Below are 21,238 nucleotides of genomic sequence, written 5' to 3'. Positions count from 1 at the left end.
GCCAGTTTGCGCGTATGGCCCTGCGCCACAGGTGTTCAGTGCGTTACACTGCGGCGCTTGGGTTAATGCTATGGGTTGAAAGGAAAGACATGACGTTCAAGGCACCGGACAGCCTCGCTGAGCAGATCGCTCATCACCTCGCCGAACGGATCATCCGCGGCGAGCTTCGGCCGGGGGAGCGGATTCAGGAGCAGAAAGTCACGCAAGCGCTCAATGTCAGCCGGGGATCGGTGCGCGAAGCGCTGCTGATTCTCGAACGCCGTCACCTGATCGTCATCCTCCCGCGCCGCGGCGCTCAGGTGTCCGTTCTTACGCCCCACAACATTCAAAGCCTGTGCGCGTTGATGAGCGAACTGTATATCCTGTTGGGCCTTGCCGTGGCGAAAGCCTGGCAGCAGGAGATTGACCTGGCGCCATTCTTGCAAATTCAGCAGCGCCTGACGGCCAGTTGCGCCCGTGGCGACGTGAAGAGTTTCGTCGAAGACAGTTTCAACGTGATGCGCGCTGCCTACCCATTCGCCAACAATCCGTACCTGGAAGAGACCATCGAGAACCTACAGCCCTCCATGAGCCGCTTTTATTACTTGGCACTGGAACAGCGTCAGGCGGAAATGAGCGAGTACCTGACGCTGTTCGCCCGGTTGCTCGAGGCGGTGATCGCCCGCGACCTGCCGCGCATCCGTGAGGTGCTGGCCGCCTACTGCGAGCGCAGTTGCCAATCCGTGCTGTCTGCGCTGGCGGTCGGCTGAATCATGCGCCTCAAGTGCATCAGGCTGGCCGGGTTCAAATCGTTCGTCGACCCGACGACTGTGAACTTTCCCAGCAACATGGCGGCCGTGGTCGGCCCCAACGGATGCGGCAAATCCAACATCATCGACGCGGTGCGCTGGGTCATGGGCGAAAGCTCGGCGAAGAACCTGCGCGGCGAATCGATGACCGACGTCATCTTCAACGGCTCCACCAGCCGCAAACCGGTGAGCCAGGCCAGCATCGAGCTGGTGTTCGACAACTCGGACAACACGCTGGTCGGTGAGTACGCGGCCTACGCGGAGATCTCCATTCGGCGCAAGGTCACCCGCGACAGTCAGAACACCTACTACCTTAACGGCACTAAATGCCGTCGCCGTGACATCACCGACATCTTCCTCGGCACCGGACTTGGCCCGCGCAGCTATTCGATCATCGAACAGGGCATGATTTCCAAGCTGATCGAAGCCAAACCGGAGGATTTGCGCAACTTCATCGAAGAGGCGGCAGGCATCTCCAAGTACAAGGAGCGCCGGCGGGAAACCGAGAACCGCATTCGCCGCACCCATGAAAACCTCGCACGCCTGACTGACCTGCGCGAGGAGCTCGAACGTCAGCTTGAGCGTCTGCACCGCCAGGCCCAAGCCGCGGAGAAGTACCAGGAATACAAGGCCGAAGAGCGTCAGTTGAAGGCTCAACTGTCGGCGTTGCGCTGGCAAGCGCTGAATGAACAGGTGACGCAGCGCGAAGCGGTCATCGGTAATCAGGAGATCAGTTTCGAAGCGCTGGTCGCCGAGCAACGCAACGCCGATGCGGCCATCGAGCGGCTGCGCGACGGGCATCACGAGTTGTCCGAGCGCTTCAACCAAGTGCAGGGCCGGTTTTACTCCGTCGGCGGCGACATCGCGCGCAATGAGCAAAGCATTCAGCATGGCCAGCAGCGGTTGCGTCAGTTGCAGGACGACCTGCGCGAAGCCGAACGGGCGCGGCAGGAAACCGAGTCCCATCTGGGGCACGACCGCACCTTGCTTGCCACCCTCGGCGAAGAGCTGGAAATGCTCGTGCCTGAGCAGGAAATGACCCTTGCGGCAGCGGAAGAGTCTGCAGCCAGCCTGGAAGAAGCCGAAGCCGCGATGCACGGCTGGCAGGAGAAGTGGGATGCCTTCAACCTGTCGTCTGCCGAGCCGAGACGCCAGGCCGAAGTCCAGCAGGCGCGCATCCAGCAACTGGAAACCGGCATGGAGCGTCTGGCCGAACGTCAGCGCCGTCTGGCCGAAGAGCGCCAACTGCTGGCGGCCGACCCGGAAGACGCAGCGATCCTTGAGCTCAGCGAGGACCTGGCTGCCCGGGAGATGGTGCTTGACGAATTGACGGCCGAAGAGGGGCAGCAGGTCGAAAGGATCGAGCAACTGCGCCTGGATCTGCAGCAGGCCAGTCAGGCCCAGCAGCAGGCACAGGGCGATCTGCAACGGCTCAACGGCCGAATGGCCTCGCTGGAAGCCCTGCAGCAGGCCGCGCTGGATCCCGGCAAAGGTACGGCCGAATGGCTGCGCGACCACCATCTGCATGAACGCCCCCGACTGGCTGAAGGTCTGCGCGTCGAGGCCGGCTGGGAGCTGGCGGTGGAAACGGTGCTGGGCGCTGACCTCAATGCCGTGCTGGTGGACGACTTCGCGGAGCTGGACCTCTCGGGATTCCGTCAGGGGGATTTGCGGCTGGTCAGTGCTGGCGGCGAGGCGGCACGCATGCCGGGCAGTTTGATGGATAAGGTCGACAGTGATATCGACCTCAGCCACTGGCTTGGGCAGGTCCGGCCGGTGGAGACCCTCGACGATGCGTTGACGTCGCGAGGAACGCTGGGAGCGGGGCAGAGCCTTATCAGCCGCAACGGCTACTGGGTCGGGCGCGACTTTCTGCGGATCCGCCGTGCCAGCGAGGCCGAAAGTGGAGTGCTTGCCCGCGGGCAGGAATTGCAGCGCCTTGAGGCCGACCGCGAAGCGCGCGAAGCGGCGCTGGAGGCTTTGGAAGAACAGGTGCTCGCGCTGCGCGAACAGCAACGCGTGCAAGAAGACAATCGGGAGCAACTGCGTCGTCGCCTGCAAGACGAAGCCCGGCAGCAAAGTGAGCTCAAGGCGCAGTTGTCGGCGGCCAAGGCCAAGGTCGAGCAACTGACGCTGCGCCGCACCCGACTGGATGAAGAGCTGAACGAGCTTGGCGATCAGCGCGCGATCGAGCAGGAAAGCCTGGGTGAGTCGCGCCTGCAATTGCAAGACGCTCTCGACAGCATGGCCCTCGACACCGAACAGCGCGAACTGCTGCTGGCCCAGCGCGACAGCCTGCGTGAGCGGTTGGACCGTGTGCGCCAGGAAGCTCGACAGCACCGCGACCACGCCAACCAATTGGCCGTGCGCCTGAGCTCCCTGCGCGCCCAGCATGATTCGACTCGCCAGGCACTGGAGCGTCTGGAGATGCAATCCGAGCGCCTGACCGAGCGTCGCGAGCAATTGAGCCTGGGCTTGGAAGAGGGCGCCGCGCCGCTTGAAGAGCTGCGCCTGAAACTCGAAGAATTACTGGAGAGGCGCATGATCGTCGACGACGAAATGCGCACTGCGAAAAATGCCCTGGAAGACGCCGACCGCGAGCTGCGCGAGGCGGAAAAGCGTCGGACCCAAGCCGAGCAGCAGTCGCAACTGTTGCGGGGGCAACTGGAACAGCAGCGTCTGGAATGGCAATCCTTGACCGTGCGCCGCAAGACGTTACAGGAGCAATTGCACGAAGACGGCTACGATCTCAATGGCGTGCTGGCGACTTTGAATGCAGATGTCAGCGAAAAGGATGCCGAGGAAGAGCTTGAACGGCTTGCGGCGCGGATTCAGCGCCTTGGTGCAATCAACCTCGCGGCCATCGAGGAATATCAACAGCAGTCCGAGCGCAAACGCTACCTTGACGCGCAGGACGCCGACCTGGTCGAGGCGCTGGACACGCTGGAAAACGTGATCCGCAAGATCGACAAGGAAACGCGTAATCGCTTCAAAGAGACCTTCGATCAGATAAACAGCGGGATTCAGGCACTTTTTCCAAAAGTTTTCGGTGGTGGCAGCGCTTATTTGGAACTGACGGGCGAAGATTTACTCGATACAGGGGTGACGATCATGGCGCGTCCGCCCGGCAAGAAAAACAGCACGATTCATCTGCTGTCCGGTGGCGAGAAAGCCTTGACCGCACTGGCACTGGTCTTCGCCATTTTCAAACTCAATCCGGCGCCGTTCTGCATGCTCGACGAAGTCGATGCGCCACTGGACGATGCCAACGTGGGCCGCTATGCCCGATTGGTCAAGGAGATGTCGCAGACTGTGCAGTTCATCTATATCACCCACAACAAGATTGCCATGGAGATGGCCGATCAGTTGATGGGTGTCACCATGCATGAGCCGGGGTGCTCCCGCCTCGTGGCGGTGGACGTAGAGGAGGCGATGGCGCTGGTCGATGCATAGCTGAACCGGTCTGAATGGGAGTGACGCTGAAAGGCGGAAGGAATGCTCGGTGGGATCGCCTTGAATTACGGCACGGCCTGCCCGCTGACAGCGGTACCTACGATTGATGGGCTATCCCATCGACATATTGGCCCATTCGGGTTCGGACGAATTGACAAGGGGAAAGTGGGGCATTGAAGGCTCGGTACAGAAAACACGCGCACTGCCTGACACAGGCATGCGACATGCCTGAAGTAACTGACGGTGTAAAGTTGCCTTTGGTCGTGCTAGCTTAATGTCCACTTTTTTCGTTTGCGTGGGTAAAAGGCCATTCAGAACAGAGAGTTGGCTCCACGTTTTAAAGGGGTTTAAGCCCTTAATTTTCAGAATTTTCAGTAGAGGCACGGGATTACATGGAAATCGGTCTGCGAGAGTGGCTGATCGTCATCGGCATTATTGTCATTGCCGGTATTCTTTTTGACGGCTGGCGCCGGATGAGGGGCGGCAAAGGCAAGCTGAAATTCAGGCTGGACCGCAGCTTCTCGAACCTGCCAGACGATGACGACAGCTCGTCGGCCGAGGTGCTGGGCCCTGCACGGGTTCTTGAAACCCAGAAGGAGCCTCAGCTGGACGAGCATGACCTGCCCACCTTGAGTGCCGCCCGCGAACGCCCTGAGCGTCCCGAACGTGAAAGCAAGCGCAACAAGCGCAAGGATGAGCCCCAGCAGGGCGATCTGAACCTGGAGGCCGGCGGCCCAAGCCTGTTCAGTGCCCGCGACGATGACTTTCCTGACGACAAGGCCGCTCCGCGTGTCGCCGAAGAGAGAGATCAGGTGCCGGTGGAAGAGGTGCTGGTGATCAGCGTGATTTCCCGCGATGAAAGCGGCTTCAAAGGGCCGGCGTTGTTACAGAATATTCTGGAAAGCGGCCTGCGGTTCGGCGAAATGGACATCTTCCACCGTCACGAAAGCATGGCGGGCAACGGCGAAGTACTGTTCTCGATGGCCAATGCGGTCAAGCCCGGCGTGTTCGATCTGGACGACATCGACCACTTCAGCACCCGTGCCGTCAGCTTTTTCCTGGGCTTGCCTGGCCCGCGCCATCCCAAGCAGGCGTTCGATGTCATGGTTGCTGCCGCCCGCAAGCTGGCCCATGAATTGAATGGCGAGCTCAAGGACGATCAGCGCAGTGTCATGACCGCGCAGACCATTGAGCATTATCGCCAGCGCATCGTCGAATTCGAACGCCGCGCGCTGACCCAGCGTCGCTGATCGAACGCCGCAGATTTTCTTTGTAGGAGCGCGCTCCTGCAAAGTCATGCAATACCAGATGAGCAGCCCCGGCTGCTCTTTTGCTTTCCGAGAATGCCTTTATGAACGCCGAACAACGAATCCTTGAACTGCGCGCCGAACTGGATCTGCATAACTACCGCTATCACGTTCTCGACGAGCCGAGCATTCCGGATGTTGAATACGATCGCCTGTTCCACGAGCTCAAGGCGCTGGAAGCGGAAAACCCGCACCTGGTCAAGCCTGATTCGCCCACCCAGCGTGTCGGCAGCGCGGCGCTGTCGGCCTTCACCCAGGTGCGTCATGAAATTCCGATGCTCAGCCTGGGTAACGCGTTCGAAGAGGTCGATATGCGCGAATTCGACCGTCGCGTCAGCGAAGGGCTGGATCTTCCGGTGGCGGATCTGTTCGGCGGCGCAGGTGCGGTGGAATACAGTTGTGAGCCCAAGCTCGATGGGTTGGCCGTCAGCCTGCTCTATCGGAACGGCGCACTGGTGCGCGGCGCGACTCGCGGCGACGGCACGACCGGAGAAGACATCAGCGTCAACGTGCGCACGGTGCGTAATATTCCCCTCAAGCTGCACGGCCAGGGTTGGCCCGAAACGCTCGAAGTGCGCGGTGAAGTCTTCATGTCAAAGGCCGGCTTCGAGCGCCTGAACGCCAGCCAACTGGAAATCGGCGGCAAGACCTTCGCCAACCCACGCAACGCCGCAGCGGGCAGCCTGCGCCAGCTGGACTCGAAAATCACCGCCAATCGTCCGCTGGAGTTCTGCTGTTACGGCATCGGCCAAGTGTCCCATGACATCGCCGACACCCACATAGGCAACCTCAACCAACTGAAAGCGTGGGGCATGCCCATCAGCCGGGAGCTGAAAATCGCCAAGGGCATCGAAGATTGCCTCGCTTATTACCATGACATTGGCGAGCGTCGCCTGTCGCTTCCCTACGAGATCGATGGCGTGGTGTTCAAGGTCAACAGCATTGCCTCGCAGCGCGAGCTGGGCTTTCGCGCCCGCGAACCGCGCTGGGCGATTGCCCACAAATTCCCAGCCATGGAAGAACTGACCGAATTGCTCGACGTCGAGTTTCAGGTCGGTCGGACGGGGGCGGTGACGCCGGTGGCGCGTTTGAAACCGGTCAAGGTTGCCGGTGTCACGGTCGCCAATGCCACCTTGCACAACATGGATGAAGTGGCGCGGCTGGGCTTGATGATCGGCGATACCGTGATCATTCGTCGTGCGGGCGACGTGATCCCTCAGGTGGTGCAGGTGGTGCTCGAGCGCCGCCCGGCCGATGCGCGCAAAGTGGACATTCCGCAGGCATGCCCGGTGTGCGGCTCTCAGGTCGAGCGCACGCAGTTGATCAAGCGCAGCAAGGGCAGGGAAACGGTGAGTGAGGGTGCGGTTTACCGTTGCGTGGGCCGCCTGGCCTGCGGTGCTCAGCTCAAACAGGCGATCATCCACTACGTCTCGCGTCGGGCGATGGACATCGAAGGCTTGGGCGACAAGACCATTGAACAACTGGTGGACGAAAAGCTGATCGGTTCGCCCGCCGACCTCTACACGCTCGAGTACGAGCAGATCATCGAACTGGAAGGGTTCGCCGACGTCTCGACCCGTAAATTGCTCAAAGCCATCGATGACAGCAGGCAACCGACGCTGGCGCGATTCATCTATGCGCTGGGCATCCCGGATGTCGGCGAGGAGACGGCCAAGGTGCTGGCGCGGTCCCTGGGTTCGTTGGAGCGCGTCCAGGCGGCACTCCCGGAAGTCCTGACTTACCTTCCCGATATCGGCCTGGAAGTAGCGCACGAAATTCACAGCTTTTTCGAAGATGAACACAACCAGAACGTGATTGGCGCGTTGCTGGGCAAGTGCGGGATTGCATTGCAGGACATCGGTGAGCTGGGCGCCGAGTTCGCGGCCAGCGCGACCCTGGGCGGCATGCTGGACAAACTGAACATTCCGTCCGTGGGCCCGGGCGCAGCACAGAAGCTCGCCGACAAATTCGCGACCCTGGAGGGCGTGATCAAGGCCGACTGGCTCGACATGCGTCAGACCCTGCCCGAAAAACAGGCGCAGGCCGTCCGAACCTTCTTCGATAGCAAGGAGAATGCAGAGCGCGCGCTGCGAATCGAGCAACAGCTCAAAGACTTCGGCATGCACTGGCAGAGTGAGAAAAAAGTCGTCGAGGGCTTGCCATTGGCAGGCCAGACCTGGGTGCTGACTGGATCGCTGGAATTGATGAGCCGGGATGTTGCCAAGGAAAAGCTCGAAAGCCTCGGTGCCAAGGTCTCCGGCTCGGTATCTGCCAAGACCCACACCGTTGTCGCCGGGCCGGGGGCGGGGTCGAAACTGACGAAGGCCAATGAACTGGGCTTGAAGGTACTGGATGAAGACGCGTTCGTGGCCTTTTTGAAGCAGCACAATGTCGCGATCCAGTAACGGGCCCTCTACGGCGATTGGCCTTGGCACCGTGATCGGTCGTCCCGATGCCGTAGCCCCCGACCAACGCCGCGGTGGGGCTGGGCGAGCGGCCCCGTCGAAGGCGTGCTGTTGTGCTTCTGGAGGTCGGTAATCGTCCTTCGAAAATCCATGGAACCGCCGCCCGCGCGAAGGATCTAGAGCTTGCAGCCCCCCATCAGGAGATCCCCATGTTCCAGTTCTTCGAGCAGCTCAGCACGCGGATCGCGGCGCCTTTCGCCGGGGACAGCAAGCGCAACAGCAAAGTCTGGCAATGCCGTTGTGGCCAATCGGTATTCTTTCGTAACAGCCAATGCCTGGCCTGTCTGGCAGCGTTGGGCTACCTCCCGGAACAGAGCCGGATCGCGGCGCTCGATCCTGGCCCGGACAGCGCCACTTGGCGCCTGAGCGATGATCCACAGGCCGGGCTTTATCGCCGGTGTGCCAACCTGGACACCGCCGCAGCGTGCAACTGGCTGTTTCCAGCGCACGATGCCGGGGACTTCTGTGTGGCGTGCAGCCTGAATCGCACCATCCCCGATCTGTCCGTGCCCGAGAACCCCGAGCGCTGGCGCAAGATCGAAATCGCCAAGCGGCGGCTTGTGGCGCAACTGATCACGCTGGGGCTGCCCGTGGTGCCGAAGTCGGTCGATGAGGAGAAGGGCCTGGCGTTCGAATTTCTCGGTGTCGATCTGGAGGGCAATCTGCCCACCACCGGACATGCTAACGGTCTGATCACCCTTAATGTCGAGGAGGCGGACGACGCCATCCGTGAGAAGGTTCGAGTCCAGATGCACGAACCGTATCGCACGCTCCTCGGCCATTTCCGTCATGAAGTGGGTCACTACTACTGGGATCGCTTGATCGCGGGTACCTACTGGCAGGACGGCTTCCGCAACCTGTTCGGCGACGAGCGCGCCAGTTATGCCGAGGCGCTCGATCGCCACTACCAGCAGGGCGCCCCCGCCGACTGGCAACAGCACTATGTCAGCGCCTATGCCACCATGCACCCGTGGGAAGACTGGGCGGAAACCTGGGCTCACTACCTGCATATGATGGACGCGGTCGACACGGCGCTGAGCTTGGGAATGAGTGCCCGTGACATGGACCTCGACTACCAGCCTTTCGAATTGCATACCCTTTACGATCCGCAGCATCCGGGCGGTCCGTCGTTTCTGGCTTTCGTCAATGCCTGGATCGAGCTGGCGGGCATGCTCAATGAGCTGTCCCGATCGATGGGGCAACCGGATTTCTATCCGTTCGTGCTGCCGCCTGACGTCATCACCAAACTGCACTTCATTCATCTGGTGATCCAGGGCGCAGGCGGGAAGGCAGACGAGGTGTTGCAAGTCCAGTAATTTCATTCATTTGAATGGATTGTGCGGGCGCTGCAACTTTGTTTCGGCAGGCCGGTCATCACCGCCGGTCTGGCGACGCCTGCACGACGCTGAAACTGGTGCTAACTTTCCTAGCAATATCGTTTTGATACTACTGGCGAAAGCAGTTTGCAGGGACCCGCAGTTATGGCCGACAGCGCACCCATTCCGTTCAACGAGGCATCGCGGCTGTCCAGGATCACCCATATGGGGCTACTGAGCTCTGCGTCGGACGATGTGCTCGATCACATCGTCGACATGGTGGCGCATTATTTCAACGCGCCAATTGCGCTGGTTTCGATCGTCAGCGAGCATCGACAATGGTTTCGCGCAGGCACCGGGCTCGACGAGAAAGAGACCCCCCGCGAGATTTCCTTCTGCGCCTATTCCATTCTGTCCGCCGAGGTGCTTCAGGTGCCTGATGCGCGCCATGACCCGCGCTTCATGGACAACCCGATGGTGCTGGGCGAACCCTTCATCCGCTTCTACGCGGGGGTGCCGCTGGTTACTTCCGACGGCTTGGCACTCGGCACACTTTGCGTGATCGACAGCCAGCCCCGTGCTCCCCTGGATGCGCGCGACATCACCATGTTGGAAATGTACGGCCAATTGGTGATGAAGCGCCTGAACAACCTGCGCAATGCCAGCTACGTCGACCAGCCCACTGGCCTGTTCAACCGCCTCCGGCTGGAGGAAGACATTCTGGCCCTCGCCAATCGAGGCGATTACGCCCTGGTCGCGCTGGACATGGTCAATCCCGTCTTTCTCGACAGCCTCATCAAGGCGTTGGGTTACAGCTTCGCGCAGGAACTGGTGCGCTGCATGGTCGATGCTTGTCGCGAGCAATTGCCTGCTGACACGGCGCTGTACAAGGTCAGCCCGACTCGGATCGCGCTGCTGACCCAACACACCAGCCCCGACCACGCCGAAATGCTGTTTCGCCGGCTCATCAAACATTTTCAGCGGCCGTTGGTGTGTCGCAACATCCCCATTCAGATGGAGCTGGGCATCGGCGTGCTGCCGCTGGGCCTGGAATGCCGTGACGAGAAGGACTGGATCCGGCTGGTGGTCGGCGCCGCTGACGAGGCGCGAGGCAAGGCACAAGGCTGGCGCTGGTACGAACCGCATCTGGACTTCGCCCAGCAGCGGGCGTTTTTGCTGCTGGCTTCACTGGCCGACGCCGTACGCAGCCCGGACCAACTGTCACTGGTATTCCAGCCACGGCTCGAAGTGAGCACCGGGCGCATCGTCACCGTCGAGGCTTTGTTGCGCTGGCAGCACCCCGTGCTGGGGCCGATCAGCCCCGCTGAATTCATTCCCCTGGCCGAAAAGACCGCGCTCATCCGCAGCCTGAGCCTGTGGGTGCTGCGCCATGCCGTCGAGCAGGCGCGCGCCTGGCAGCGGCAGGGCTATGCGTTCAAGGTGGCGATGAACGTGTCGGCCATTGACCTGGCCAATTCGCAGTTCAGCGATGCGCTGTTCGAACAACTCGCCATCAGTGGCCTGGATCCGGGTCGCTTCGAATTGGAATTCACCGAAAGCGTGCTGTGCGACAACCCGGCGCTGACGCGCGAGCAACTCGAACGCTTGCGTGCGCTCAACATCGACATCGCCATCGATGACTTCGGTACGGGGTACAGCAACTGGACCTATTTGCGCCAATTGCCCGCGACCACCGTCAAACTCGATAAATCGCTGGTGGAAAATGTCGACGCCAACGAAAAAGATCGTCGACTGGTCGAGGCCATCGTCGACCTTGCCCGCCGCTTGGGTTACCGCGTCGTGGCAGAAGGCGCCGAGACCGAGGACGTCTACGAAATCCTCTGTCAACTGGGCTGCCACGAAGTCCAAGGCTTCCTCATCGCGCGCCCGATGACCGCTGGCGCGCTGGAACACTGGGTCAACGGCGAACACAACAGCAAGGTCAGGCAACTGCGCGCGCTGGGTCGCTGAGCGCGTCCGTCAGCCGGGCGACAGCCACTGAATTCAAGTGCTTGAGCAGGCTCGGAATTTTTATCCAGGCCAAAGGTTGTAACTTCGCGCCAGACCGGTACAATGGCGCGGCTCGCCGACTGGCGAGTGTCGTTATGGTGACCCCATCGGTCCCCCCGCAACGATTACCCGTCAACCTGGTCAGGCCCGGAAGGGAGCAGCCACAGCGGGAACATTGTGTGCCGGGGTGTGGCTGGTGGGGTTGCCTCCATTTCTTAAGTCCTTGAATTCTCAAGGATTTCTCTCTCAAAAATCTCGAAGTGTGACAGCGTTTAGGTACACCTAAGTGGTGCACTGTGCTGTGCATTCTATTCGGCAATACTCCCGCCTACCAAGCTCGTTTTTATGCGTCGTCACCAAAGGCAGATATCGGCTAGGTGCCACGCCTTCGGCTTGTTCTCCCTTCGGCTCATTGGTTTTCTTTCGTGGCTCTGTATACTGGCTTTCTGGCATTGCCATGCCACCTGCGTGCGAGATAGCGTGTACGAAAGGAGTAGCTATATTTTGATACGGATGTGAGAAGTCATTGCGTGCATTCTTATAGTTAGGAAAATTAGGTTATTTATATTCAAGGAGTGAGGATGAACGATTCGGAAGCCGTACTGAAGTTTGCTGGAAATTTCTCATGAACCATCCAGAACAGTTTCTTAGTTTGGTCGTGCATGAAATTGATGCTGCTGGTGATGATCTAGCATTGTGTGCAGGGTTCGAGCGCGGGGTGTGGCGGAGGGATCAGTTAGCAAATCATGTAATGGAATGGCTTCCGGAATTTGCTTTGAATTACTCAGAGTTGGAAGAGATTGGGCACTATAACGCGATCCGCATGACAAAAAAAGCTGCGAAAATCGTTTACCAGTCCGAGAAGTATGGGTTGCGTGGCGAGTTTGGTGAGATTTTTTTGCATATAGCAATCAGGCAGGTTTATAAAACGTTACCAGCGGTTAGTAAGATTTATTATAAGTCTTCGGCTAATGAAACGGTAAAGGGATTTGATGCTGTTCATGTAGTGAAGGGTGAGAATGGATTAGAGTTATGGATAGGTGAAACTAAATTTTATAATGATATCGCTAGAGCTATATATGACGTGTGCAAAGAAATTGTTGATCATCTGGCTACGGATTATTTGCGTACAGAATTTATATTGATTCAAAATAAAATTGATCCCGAATGGCCTGAGGCAGAAGCTCTAAAAAAATTACTCAGTAGTAATGTCTCGTTGGATCAAGTCTTCAAAAAAGCCTGCATACCAATACTGCTTACTTATGATAGTCGGGCGGTTGAAAGTTCTAGCGAATCTAATCCTGATTATTTGAATTGCCTTAAGGCTGAAGTGGCTGTTGCATATAAAAATCTTCGAGAAAAGCTTGGCGAACAATATCGGGATAAATTTGGTTCGGATTTGCCGGTTACGGTTCATGTGATCCTTATACCGCTTAAAGATAAGAAAGAGCTAATTTCTGCCATGGATACTAGGTTGAAGGCACTTCAATTATGATGGATATTAATGAGGTTAGAGAGGCCCTTAAAGGGGAGCGGTTAGTCGAGTCACCATTTCATCTTGTTTCAAATATCGCGAAAATTTGTGTCGAAAACGTTGAGTTGGGGCGTGAATTAGTAATAAGAGCTTTGGATAGCGAACTCATATTGGCTCACGGCTATCGAGAAATAATTGATGAGCTTGCCATGCAGGTTGGGTTGTATCCTTACGTGGAAAGTTTATCTGATCTGTCTCTGCGAAGTGCAATGATGCACGCCGCTCACAGAGCGGACGGAGAGATGAGTGATTTTGTCATTCACAGTGCCCAAGCTAAAGTTTTGCGTAAGCTCATGGCTGGAGAGTCAGTTATTTTAAGTGCACCAACTTCTTTTGGTAAAAGTCTGTTGGTGGATTTGTTGATCTCGGCTAAGGATTTTTTAAATATAGTTTTAATTGTGCCGACCTTGGCGTTGGTGGAAGAAACTAGGAGGCGTGTTTCGAGGTTTGTAGATAGATACTCAATTGTCACATCTGCAAGTCAGAAAATAGAAGAGCGTAATATATTTGTTCTTACTCAAGAACGTTTCCTTAGTATTGAGGGCAAGCTTCCTGCTGTTGATTTCTTTGTGATTGATGAATTCTACAAGTTATCGATATCAGGGGAGGGGGATAGAGCTACTCTGCTGAATCAGGCATTTTTGGCGCTATCAAGGACTGGTGCTCAGTTTTATCTGCTCGGCCCATCTATAAAGGCTATCCCTGAAGAGGTTTACAACAAGGTTGAATGTAGTTTTGTTGTGGAGAATTTTCAGACGGTTGCTGTTGAGTTACATCATGTCAAGAAAAAGCCTAACAAGGCTTTAGCACTTGCGGGGCTACTGGATCGGTTAGATGGTCAGACAATGATTTATTGTCAATCTCCATCAAGCACAAGGACTGTATTGAGCGAGTACCTCGAGAATAGAGAACTCCAGCAAACGAGTGATGAAGAGCTCATAGAGGCTGCTGATTGGACTGCTAAACACTACCATCACGATTGGTTGGTTTCTGTCGGCTTAAAGTACGGCATCGGCATCCATCATGGACGGCTACCTAGGTCTTTAGGGCGCTTCATGGTTCGAGCCTTCGAGGAGGGTAAGTTAAACATATTGCTCTGTACTTCAACCCTCATTGAAGGTGTAAATACAGCGGCGAAGAATGTCGTTATATACGATAATAAGCTAAATCGGAAGCCTCTGGACTTTTTTACTTTTAATAATATCAAAGGTCGATCTGGACGGATGTTTCGTCATTTTGTCGGGAATGTATACTTATTTGAGGCTCCTCCTGAGGAGGATTTGCCATTCGTTGATATACCCGCACTCAACCCTACTGATGCGACTCCAAGCAGCTTGCTACTTCAAATGAGTAAGGATGATTTGCCGAGTGGATTAGAGGGAAAAGTTGAGAGGCTCACAAATCAAAATTTTTTACCTGTTGCCATTTTGAAGGCTCACTCGGGTATCGAGCCGGAATATTTGATTGATACAGCCAAGTATTTGCGTGGGTTGGATATCCGCTCTCTTATGCAGTGCTCTTGGATTGCTCGCCCCACTTATGATGAATTAAGGTTGTCGTCCGAGATAATTTGGGAAAAGCTGGGTGGTGCTCAGTCGGCGCGTAGAGCAGCAATGAGAACATCCAGTATGATGACGAAGTGGATATGGGATTTGTTTAAGCTCAAGAGCGTCCCGGTATTTAGGAAACAAAAAATTATTAATCAGATGGAGTATGGCTTGGCAGCCGATGAGGCGGTTGAGAATGTACTCGCTTTCATACGCGGATGGGCGTCTTTTAACTACCCTAAATATCTTTCCGCTTTAAATGATGTTGCAGCCTTTGTGTTGGCGGCGAGAGGGCTGAGGGGGTGCAACTACATTCCCTTTGCGGCCTCGATTGAGCATTTATTTCAGCCTGACAGTTTTTCCTCCCTTGAGGAATATGGTTTGCCAACTGAGATTACTGAAAGATTAATGCAGAGGAAACTCTTTGGTAAGGATGAATCTCTTGATATTGTAATTCAAAGGTTGCGTGGTCCTGAATTAAATCGATATGCCGATGGGTTGTTTGAAAAAAGAATCATTGAGGATTTTCAGAGCGGAATTGGGGTAAAAAAAATTAAGAAACCTTAGCGTGTTCTTTATTTGGTGTTAGGCTTGTCTAGTGTCAATATCCAATAGTTTCAATCTGTGTACGGAATTTGGACAAGAGATACTGTTTACTGATCAGGCAGGGAGCGTAATTTCGGCGTACAACGGACCGAGCAATTGACGTTATAAAGCGGCTTACGTTTCTGTCCGACTCCGACCCAGAGTTGGATGTGCGACGGTGTACCCGCCCGATGCGATTCGATAACGGCTTGGTTCGTTGGCTGCAAATTGAATTTTTACCTGAGGTGCTTAGTCGGATGCAAGACGGCATAATGAGCGCCGCCAAGATTTGAAAATAAGCGACAATTTAGCTTGTAGTCGCTGATCATGTTGATAGGCGCCCGGAGAGCCTCTATTACGCTGCTGTTGAGTCCCTCTTGATCCTGTACACAGTAGCGACACCACAGTCGGCCAGCTTGGCAATCATGTCAGCTGACATGGTTGGGTGCTCCTTCATTAGTGACCGAACCTTGCTCCATATGGCCGCATTTCTACCTTTTCCGGCTGGCCTCCACTCAGGCTCAGCAGCCTTTTTGTTTTCCAGTCCCTGCTTGATGCGCTCCACACGCTTCTCTTGATCCAGTCGTGCCATGGTTGCCATCAGATCAATCAGCATATTGTTAATCACATCCATGATTTGACCTGTGATGCCCTTCGCTTCAACCAGCATGTGACTAGTAGGCAGATCAGCGACAACCAGACGCAATCCCTTTTCCTTGATAGTAGCTTTAAGAGTGTCCCAGTCAGCTGGTGAGAGGCGACTGAGGCGGTCTACAGACTCGACCAATAGCACATCTCCACTCTGGGCGGTGTTGAGCAAGGTGAGCAACTGAGGGCGGTTAAGCTTGGTGCCACTGATGTTCTCAGCATACACACCAACGATGCTCAATCCCTTCTCGACGGCGAACAACTCTAGAGCAGCCTTTGCACGGTGAGCGTCTTGGTCTTTGGTTGATGCTCGAAGGTAGAGGTGGGAATTCATCGCTGACTATCCTTAACTCTTGGATTTGATAGTTCAATGATAATTGAATCATATAGCTATCTTCAATAGCTATTTGATAGCTCCAATGGGGCAGTCTCCGTACTACCAGTTAGGTAGACCTCTTTGATAGTGAGGGAGGGTCAGGATCGCAGCGAATCGATCCCAAAGACGATTGCTTCGGCGTTGATGTCGAGGGTATGCAGGATGTTCACTCATGCACGTTGATTGATCCGCGTTGACTGATCCAAAGCGAAGTTCCTCCAGGCCAGCACGTAGTGCCTGCTGGTCAGTAGAAGTAGCTCAAGGGCGTCAGCAGTGATGACGGTGCGGTCGTCCATGGGAGGTGGGTCCGTTCAGATCAGTAGCGTAACTGTAGCGCTATTCTGACGGTTTAAAGACCTTGCAGCAGATCGGAGAGGGAGATGCCCAGACCGTCGGCAATCACTTTGGCCGCTTCAAGACTGGGGTTGGCGGTGCCGGTCTCAATGCGGGACATGTAAGTGCGCATCACGCCGCATTTGTCGGCAAAGGCTTCTTGGCTGATGCCCTGTTCTTTGCGTAGGTTGCGGATTCGTTGGCCAAAAGCTGTTCTGAGGGGCTGGTTTGTCTGCATCAGTGAATGATGGGGAGGTGCAGCTCAATCGTGAACACACCAAGTGTTGACACACCAATCGTTACATTTTGGTCTTGTGGTGGCATTATGGCTTCTTTTCAACTGACCCATTTAGGATCGTACGATGAAGACCGTTGCCCGTATGCTTTGCCTGTTGCCGCTGATTGCATCTGCCGCGATGGCAGAAACCTACCCCAAGAAGACCTTGGTTGGTGGTTCGATGGTTTGCTTCAAGGGCGGTGACTGGAGGGATATGGTGGAGGCTTCGCTTGATCAGGATGAGGAAGCGGCTGAGCGTCTGATTGGCTCTGGTAAGTGCAGGACGATTTCGAACGCCACCAAGGTCAGCTACATCGAAGCCGCCAAGTTCATTGGCGATTCTGCACTGATCCAGCTGCCGAGTGGCAAAACTGCCTTCACTGCTGATGGTTGGCTTCGTTGAGTTTTGAGAGAGATAAAGTCAAGTTGATGTCATCGCAGTTTTAACGGAGGTTGCAATGAAGCATCTGGTAATAAAAGTTGTGAGCTTTTTCGCGTGGGTAGGCATTCTCTTCAGCGTGATTGGAGGAGCCGTCATAGGCTCTGAAGCAGGCCATGGAATCATTGGTGCAATGCTGGGCTTTCTGGTTGGCTGCTTCGGTTCGGGCATTTGGTTCCTGTTGGTGTCTATGCACGATAAGCTCACGGTCATTGCAGATGCTGCCAGTGGCCAAGGCTCCACTTCTCCCAAAGCACCAATCGCCGCACCAGAAGAAAAGACTCCGGGGTGGCTGGATGTAATTTCAGGGGGTAAGCCTTAAGTCTTCTTCCTACCCGCTCACGCTGAATCATTCGCACTGAAAACTGCCAGCTCTCAGCAGTCCACGTATGATTGGTGAGACTGCTGTTGACCTATCGGTCAAACGATGCATTTATGAAAATGATGCATCCTGTACGGCAGTACAGAGGGATACCCAGACCAACAAAAACCAATAGAAACCAAACCTGATGAGCTTACCGCTCCTGTCTGTATGGTGCAGAGAATCAACGGAGAAGGGATACCCCGTGTCGCACCGACACAGGATCATTCCTTTCATTTTCTGGGGAATTGATATTCATCAATTTTTATTCCCCAGTAACACTTGAGGTCAGTAAGCCATGACCTTCGGTCGAGGTGTATCAAGCTTAGACCTGTCGGTCTGAGAGCTACCTTCATGGTGCGAATGCTTCACTTCTATATCCGAGCGTAATTCACCTTTCCAGTTTGGCGTCTCTAACAGGTCGTTCGCTTCTCTCTCTTATCCGAGCGTAATTAAATCACGCCAGTCCTTGCAGCTGTCTAGTGTTGTCTTGGCGATACGACTTGGCAAAGTCCACTTCGAACTGGAGCTGCTGACGCACTATAGGATTTCGTTCAAGGTAGAACTCCATCCCGTCGATGGCGAATCGTGCACACTGACAGATTCTCCGTGCTTGTTGGTCGCTCATCGTGCGTAAACCCTCAAGGCGAATCACCTTCTTCACTATCTCGGTGCTGATCTCATCAAGCATACAAGCTAGCGTTACATGGGAGGGACTTACGTTCATCTTCCCATTATTGACCCCGGCTACTGTCATGCAGGCGCCATGAACGTAATCGTCAATCCAGCGATGGCGTTCAGCATGGGCCACCTTAAGATGACTAGCGTACTGATTGGGCGTTACCTTGGGCTTTGGTCCACGTTCACTGCGTTGTGCATCGAGGTCAGCAACGCCATCTGGAAGACACTCCGCTTCTGCCTCGGTAATGTTCGGGCGTGGAGCAGGATCAAGCTCATAGCTCGGGTGTACCGCTTGGGTCTTGCCAATCTGAGGCTGTTCGTAATCGTAAATAGTTGTGGCAAGATCGTGAGTTGTGTAGCAGCCCAACATCTCGCCAGTGGTCTTGTCGACGACGAAACGGTCAACGGTAGTGGTGCGGTGCTTGGCCAGTGTGGAGCGAATGTCGGTAGCAGGGGTGGCGGCGGGAAGTACTTTATTGCGGGCGAGCGTGGTCATCGTTTGTCTCCTGTGTCAGTTCATTTGCATAGGCATTCCTCTCGGGTTGTGCCGGTTGGTTTGGTAAAACGCAGGCGTTAAAAAGCCCCCTTGCAAGGCACCATCTCGGTGGTCGCGGTGGAGGCTTCTAAACTGTCTGTCTACCTACTGCGTAGGTCGCTGATTATACACGATTTCGACGATCGGTCAAGTCAAGAGTTGACGTGGATGATTTTTTCAGAAACTAGTTTTCACGGAGAAGAACGCGCTTTGCTTAGTTCAGACCGGTCATCCGCCCCGTAAACACTGGCTTTGTTAAAGGGCGGAGGTTGGTTGGCGTCGTTTGAAAGCGAGGTTTTGGCAAGGTTTCCGGCAGGTTATTCGATATGCCTGAGTGCTTCGGCCATTGCCTTGATTGGCGTCCTGCTGCCGTAGATGCCGAAGGTTACGGAGCTGTCTTCGTGTCCCACCATGCGTTTGATTAACGAGTCTTGCACGCCAGCCTCACGCAGGTCATCGATGAAGGTGTGGCGGAAGCTGTGGAAGGTCTTGCGTGGGTCGGTGATACCCATTTTCGCCTTGTAACGTCCAAACCATTTTGATGGTGCGTGACCCAGCTTCCCGCGTACTGCTTCCAGATCAGGGAATACTCGATCTGCACCAGTAACCCTCATCGACTCAACATGCTGAAGTAGGCACAGATCGAGCAGAGCAGTGTGTAAAGGAAGCACGCGGCGGCTGCTTGCGTTTTTCAGGTTCTGACCTTCACGGCTGTCATCAATCCGGATGCACTGGATGCCCTGTTGCTCAATGAAGTCATCGACACGCAGTTGGCACAGCTCCTCCAATCGTGCCCCAGTGGTTCGTCCAAGGAGCGGCAGCCAGTAACGCCAAGGGTGCTTGCGGGCTTCCCTTCGCAGTGCCTCATGGTTCAGCAGGGCATTTAGGTCGTGTCGTTCAAAAGACAGCCGGGCTTCCTTCGCTGATCCTGTCATCACTTTCATGCCCGTCAGTGGGTTGTCTGTGACGTACCCATTCGTTTTGCACCAGTTCAGGAAGGCAGTGAGCTTGCGTAGCCGATTGTTCACTGTGACAGCGGTAATGGTCTTGTAAGAACTTCCTGAGTCAACCACCTGCCTCAGCGTCTTTCCCTTGAACTCGGGGCGTAAGCCGAAATATTGCGGGCATAGGCTGAGCCGTTCCTTTAGAAGGCGTGCTTGGTGCGCATCGAAGGCTTGAGCGGGCATGTCACCCACCAACTCGAAAAGGTCTGATAAGGCTCGCTCGACTTCCTCGGTGCTGACCTGTCGCCATGTGCCTCCCCGTTTCCCTTCCTCTATATAAAGCTTGGAGAGTGCAGCGAGAGTAGGGCTGTCGCTATTCCGTTTCGCTGAGACTGCCGCAGTGGTCCGTGGAGTGGTTGGGATAGTGGGCGTGGGTGTTGAGTCCCGCCACTGCGAACACAGCGCACGAAGCGTCTGAAGGTCTGTAAGAGGGTGCTCGCTAAGGTGGTGATGCAGCCGCTGCACCAGTGATGTGGCAATGAATAATGCGCTCTGGCGATGCCGTATGTTCAGACTCAAACGCAAAGTGGTACACCTCGGAAAGAGGTGCTTTGGCAGCTTGAGATTGAGGTAGTAGAGCGCCCCGCGCTTGATGATGTAGGCCATGGGTGTGACACCAAAGTGTTACAGCAAAGTGTGACAGTGCTGGCTACACCCCAAGATTTGAGCACCCATGCTGGGTGTGCGTACCGGTAGAACTCTGGTTGCCTCATCAGCCTGAAACCCTTGCCCCATAAGGCCCGCATTGATTCCCGAGCATGCTTGCATGCCATCTGGTCAGGCCCGGAAGGGAGCAGCCACAGCGGGAACATTGTGTGCCGGGGTGTGGCTGGTGGGGTTGCCTCCTTTCTTTTATCCGCTTTCCCGCCCTCTCTTTGATCACGTCACTCGGCAGTGCTTTACCGCTGGGTTTGGCGCATTCATACGTCAGAACACGCAGTTGGCTCGGGCTCATGCTCGCCAATGATCAAACGTTGGGAGAACGTGGTTCCTTGCACGGCAACCCTCGCCGCAACGTTCAATCGCTGCACGCCACCGCTTTGTTCGACATTGGGACGCAGGGCAGCACGCGCTTGACCGTCGACCGATACCCGGCAGGGCGGGGTCAGAGCGAAGCGTGCCGTTCAGTGGCATAATCCCCACCCGCCAATGAGAGAGTTCACACGTGGACGAGATCGACAACCTGACCCGTGCCAAGCTGCGCGAATGGCAGATGCGCCGTCTGGAGATCAAGGACCGGATGCAGTCGCAGCCCGAGAAAACGCTGGAGTTGTCGCGTCTGTTGGACCTGATGGACGAGGAGCACGCAGCGATTCTGGCGGCGTCGACGCGTCAGGAAGCCGGTGGGCCGGGCGAGCTGCCGGTTGCGTCGGAAAACGCGAGCTTCGCGCTGCAACTGAGCCTGTGTGCGAGCAGCCTGGACGATTTGCGTAAGTTGCTGGACATGGCCGTGCATGAAGTGCAGCGGGAGATCGACGGTGGCGATCAGCGCCGTCAAGCGGGCGGCATGTCGGGCTCGCTGGGCGACTATCGATTCGAGTTGACCGTGCCTTCCGTTTCTTTGAAATCCTGAGGCTGT

At 55.8% G+C, this 21,238-nt stretch carries 15 protein-coding genes and 1 other RNA gene; 12 read left to right on the top strand and 4 right to left on the bottom strand.

Annotation, left to right across the window (positions count from 1 at the left end):
* The first annotated feature begins 89 nt into the window (after positions 1–89).
* The 9 genes from DBP26_RS14925 to DBP26_RS14885 all read left to right on the top strand — a co-directional run bounded on the left by DBP26_RS14925 (position 90) and on the right by DBP26_RS14885 (position 14,987).
* Complete coding sequence (locus DBP26_RS14925) at positions 90–749, top strand: GntR family transcriptional regulator (protein ID WP_108238465.1); 660 nt, start codon at positions 90–92, stop codon at positions 747–749.
* Positions 750–752: 3 nt separating this feature from the next.
* A complete protein-coding gene (gene smc, locus DBP26_RS14920) occupies positions 753–4,241 on the top strand; it encodes a chromosome segregation protein SMC (RefSeq protein ID WP_108238464.1) in 3,489 nt (1,162 codons plus the stop codon).
* A 392-nt stretch (positions 4,242–4,633) separates the two neighbouring features.
* Positions 4,634–5,491, top strand: a complete 858-nt coding sequence (zipA, locus tag DBP26_RS14915) for a cell division protein ZipA (protein ID WP_108238463.1) — start codon at positions 4,634–4,636, stop codon at positions 5,489–5,491.
* 101 nt (positions 5,492–5,592) lie between these two features.
* Entirely contained in the window at positions 5,593–7,953 is a 2,361-nt protein-coding gene (gene ligA, locus DBP26_RS14910; protein WP_108238462.1) for an NAD-dependent DNA ligase LigA, read from the top strand.
* Between the two features lie 209 nt (positions 7,954–8,162).
* The gene (locus tag DBP26_RS14905) at positions 8,163–9,329 is read left to right on the top strand and encodes a putative zinc-binding peptidase (RefSeq protein WP_108238461.1); all 1,167 of its coding nucleotides are present in this window, start codon (positions 8,163–8,165) and stop codon (positions 9,327–9,329) included.
* Between the two features lie 165 nt (positions 9,330–9,494).
* Entirely contained in the window at positions 9,495–11,300 is a 1,806-nt protein-coding gene (locus tag DBP26_RS14900) for a GGDEF and EAL domain-containing protein (protein WP_108238460.1), read from the top strand.
* Positions 11,301–11,444: 144 nt separating this feature from the next.
* An RNA gene (gene ffs, locus DBP26_RS14895) (signal recognition particle sRNA small type) lies at positions 11,445–11,541 on the top strand.
* A gap of 423 nt (positions 11,542–11,964) precedes the next feature.
* Positions 11,965–12,834, top strand: a complete 870-nt coding sequence (locus tag DBP26_RS14890; protein ID WP_108238459.1) for a DUF1837 domain-containing protein — start codon at positions 11,965–11,967, stop codon at positions 12,832–12,834.
* Positions 12,831–14,987 carry a DEAD/DEAH box helicase gene (locus tag DBP26_RS14885; protein WP_108238458.1) on the top strand — a complete coding sequence of 719 codons (2,157 nt, stop codon included), beginning with the start codon at positions 12,831–12,833 and terminating at the stop codon, positions 14,985–14,987. Before DBP26_RS14890 ends, DBP26_RS14885 begins: the two co-directional genes overlap by 4 nt.
* A 373-nt stretch (positions 14,988–15,360) precedes the next feature.
* On the opposite strand, the gene DBP26_RS14880 is transcribed toward DBP26_RS14885, so the two are convergent.
* Together DBP26_RS14880 and DBP26_RS14875 are read right to left on the bottom strand one after the other, a co-directional pair.
* Positions 15,361–15,987 carry a recombinase family protein gene (locus DBP26_RS14880; RefSeq protein ID WP_108238457.1) on the bottom strand — a complete coding sequence of 209 codons (627 nt, stop codon included), beginning with the start codon at positions 15,985–15,987 and terminating at the stop codon, positions 15,361–15,363.
* A 391-nt stretch (positions 15,988–16,378) separates the two neighbouring features.
* On the bottom strand, positions 16,379–16,600 hold the full coding sequence (locus DBP26_RS14875; protein WP_108238456.1) for a helix-turn-helix transcriptional regulator: 222 nt from the start codon (positions 16,598–16,600) through the stop codon (positions 16,379–16,381).
* 124 nt (positions 16,601–16,724) lie between these two features.
* On the opposite strand from DBP26_RS14875, the gene DBP26_RS14870 reads away from it, so the two are divergent.
* Positions 16,725–17,042: a hypothetical protein gene (locus DBP26_RS14870; RefSeq protein ID WP_108238455.1), complete on the top strand. Its 318-nt coding sequence runs from the start codon at positions 16,725–16,727 to the stop codon at positions 17,040–17,042.
* 55 nt (positions 17,043–17,097) lie between these two features.
* Complete coding sequence (locus DBP26_RS14865; protein ID WP_108238454.1) at positions 17,098–17,400, top strand: hypothetical protein; 303 nt, start codon at positions 17,098–17,100, stop codon at positions 17,398–17,400.
* Between the two features lie 496 nt (positions 17,401–17,896).
* Here the strand turns inward: DBP26_RS14865 and DBP26_RS14860 are convergent, their stop codons facing one another.
* Together DBP26_RS14860 and DBP26_RS14855 are read right to left on the bottom strand one after the other, a co-directional pair.
* Positions 17,897–18,616 carry a hypothetical protein gene (locus DBP26_RS14860; protein WP_108238453.1) on the bottom strand — a complete coding sequence of 240 codons (720 nt, stop codon included), beginning with the start codon at positions 18,614–18,616 and terminating at the stop codon, positions 17,897–17,899.
* A gap of 356 nt (positions 18,617–18,972) precedes the next feature.
* Positions 18,973–20,265, bottom strand: a complete 1,293-nt coding sequence (locus DBP26_RS14855; protein ID WP_108238452.1) for a site-specific integrase — start codon at positions 20,263–20,265, stop codon at positions 18,973–18,975.
* 559 nt (positions 20,266–20,824) lie between these two features.
* Here DBP26_RS14855 and DBP26_RS14845 point away from each other — a divergent pair.
* Complete coding sequence (locus DBP26_RS14845) at positions 20,825–21,232, top strand: hypothetical protein (protein ID WP_108238450.1); 408 nt, start codon at positions 20,825–20,827, stop codon at positions 21,230–21,232.
* Positions 21,233–21,238 lie beyond the last annotated feature (6 nt).

It is taken from the genome of Pseudomonas sp. RIT409 (genome assembly GCF_003052515.2).
Taxonomy (GTDB): Bacteria; Pseudomonadota; Gammaproteobacteria; order Pseudomonadales; family Pseudomonadaceae; genus Aquipseudomonas.
Note: the sequence above shows the minus strand (reverse complement) of the source record. Positions and strands in the feature narration are given on the sequence as shown.

What these genes read in the sequence shown, in the direction of transcription:
- DBP26_RS14925 (WP_108238465.1), top strand. Translation starts at nt 90, where the DNA reads ATGACGTTCAAGGCACCGGACAGCCTCGCTGAGCAGATCGCTCATCAC.
- smc (WP_108238464.1), top strand. Translation starts at nt 753, where the DNA reads ATGCGCCTCAAGTGCATCAGGCTGGCCGGGTTCAAATCGTTCGTCGAC.
- zipA (WP_108238463.1), top strand. Translation starts at nt 4,634, where the DNA reads ATGGAAATCGGTCTGCGAGAGTGGCTGATCGTCATCGGCATTATTGTC.
- ligA (WP_108238462.1), top strand. Translation starts at nt 5,593, where the DNA reads ATGAACGCCGAACAACGAATCCTTGAACTGCGCGCCGAACTGGATCTG.
- DBP26_RS14905 (WP_108238461.1), top strand. Translation starts at nt 8,163, where the DNA reads ATGTTCCAGTTCTTCGAGCAGCTCAGCACGCGGATCGCGGCGCCTTTC.
- DBP26_RS14900 (WP_108238460.1), top strand. Translation starts at nt 9,495, where the DNA reads ATGGCCGACAGCGCACCCATTCCGTTCAACGAGGCATCGCGGCTGTCC.
- DBP26_RS14890 (WP_108238459.1), top strand. Translation starts at nt 11,965, where the DNA reads ATGAACCATCCAGAACAGTTTCTTAGTTTGGTCGTGCATGAAATTGAT.
- DBP26_RS14885 (WP_108238458.1), top strand. Translation starts at nt 12,831, where the DNA reads ATGATGGATATTAATGAGGTTAGAGAGGCCCTTAAAGGGGAGCGGTTA.
- DBP26_RS14880 (WP_108238457.1), bottom strand. Translation starts at nt 15,987, where the DNA reads ATGAATTCCCACCTCTACCTTCGAGCATCAACCAAAGACCAAGACGCT.
- DBP26_RS14875 (WP_108238456.1), bottom strand. Translation starts at nt 16,600, where the DNA reads ATGCAGACAAACCAGCCCCTCAGAACAGCTTTTGGCCAACGAATCCGC.
- DBP26_RS14870 (WP_108238455.1), top strand. Translation starts at nt 16,725, where the DNA reads ATGAAGACCGTTGCCCGTATGCTTTGCCTGTTGCCGCTGATTGCATCT.
- DBP26_RS14865 (WP_108238454.1), top strand. Translation starts at nt 17,098, where the DNA reads ATGAAGCATCTGGTAATAAAAGTTGTGAGCTTTTTCGCGTGGGTAGGC.
- DBP26_RS14860 (WP_108238453.1), bottom strand. Translation starts at nt 18,616, where the DNA reads ATGACCACGCTCGCCCGCAATAAAGTACTTCCCGCCGCCACCCCTGCT.
- DBP26_RS14855 (WP_108238452.1), bottom strand. Translation starts at nt 20,265, where the DNA reads ATGGCCTACATCATCAAGCGCGGGGCGCTCTACTACCTCAATCTCAAG.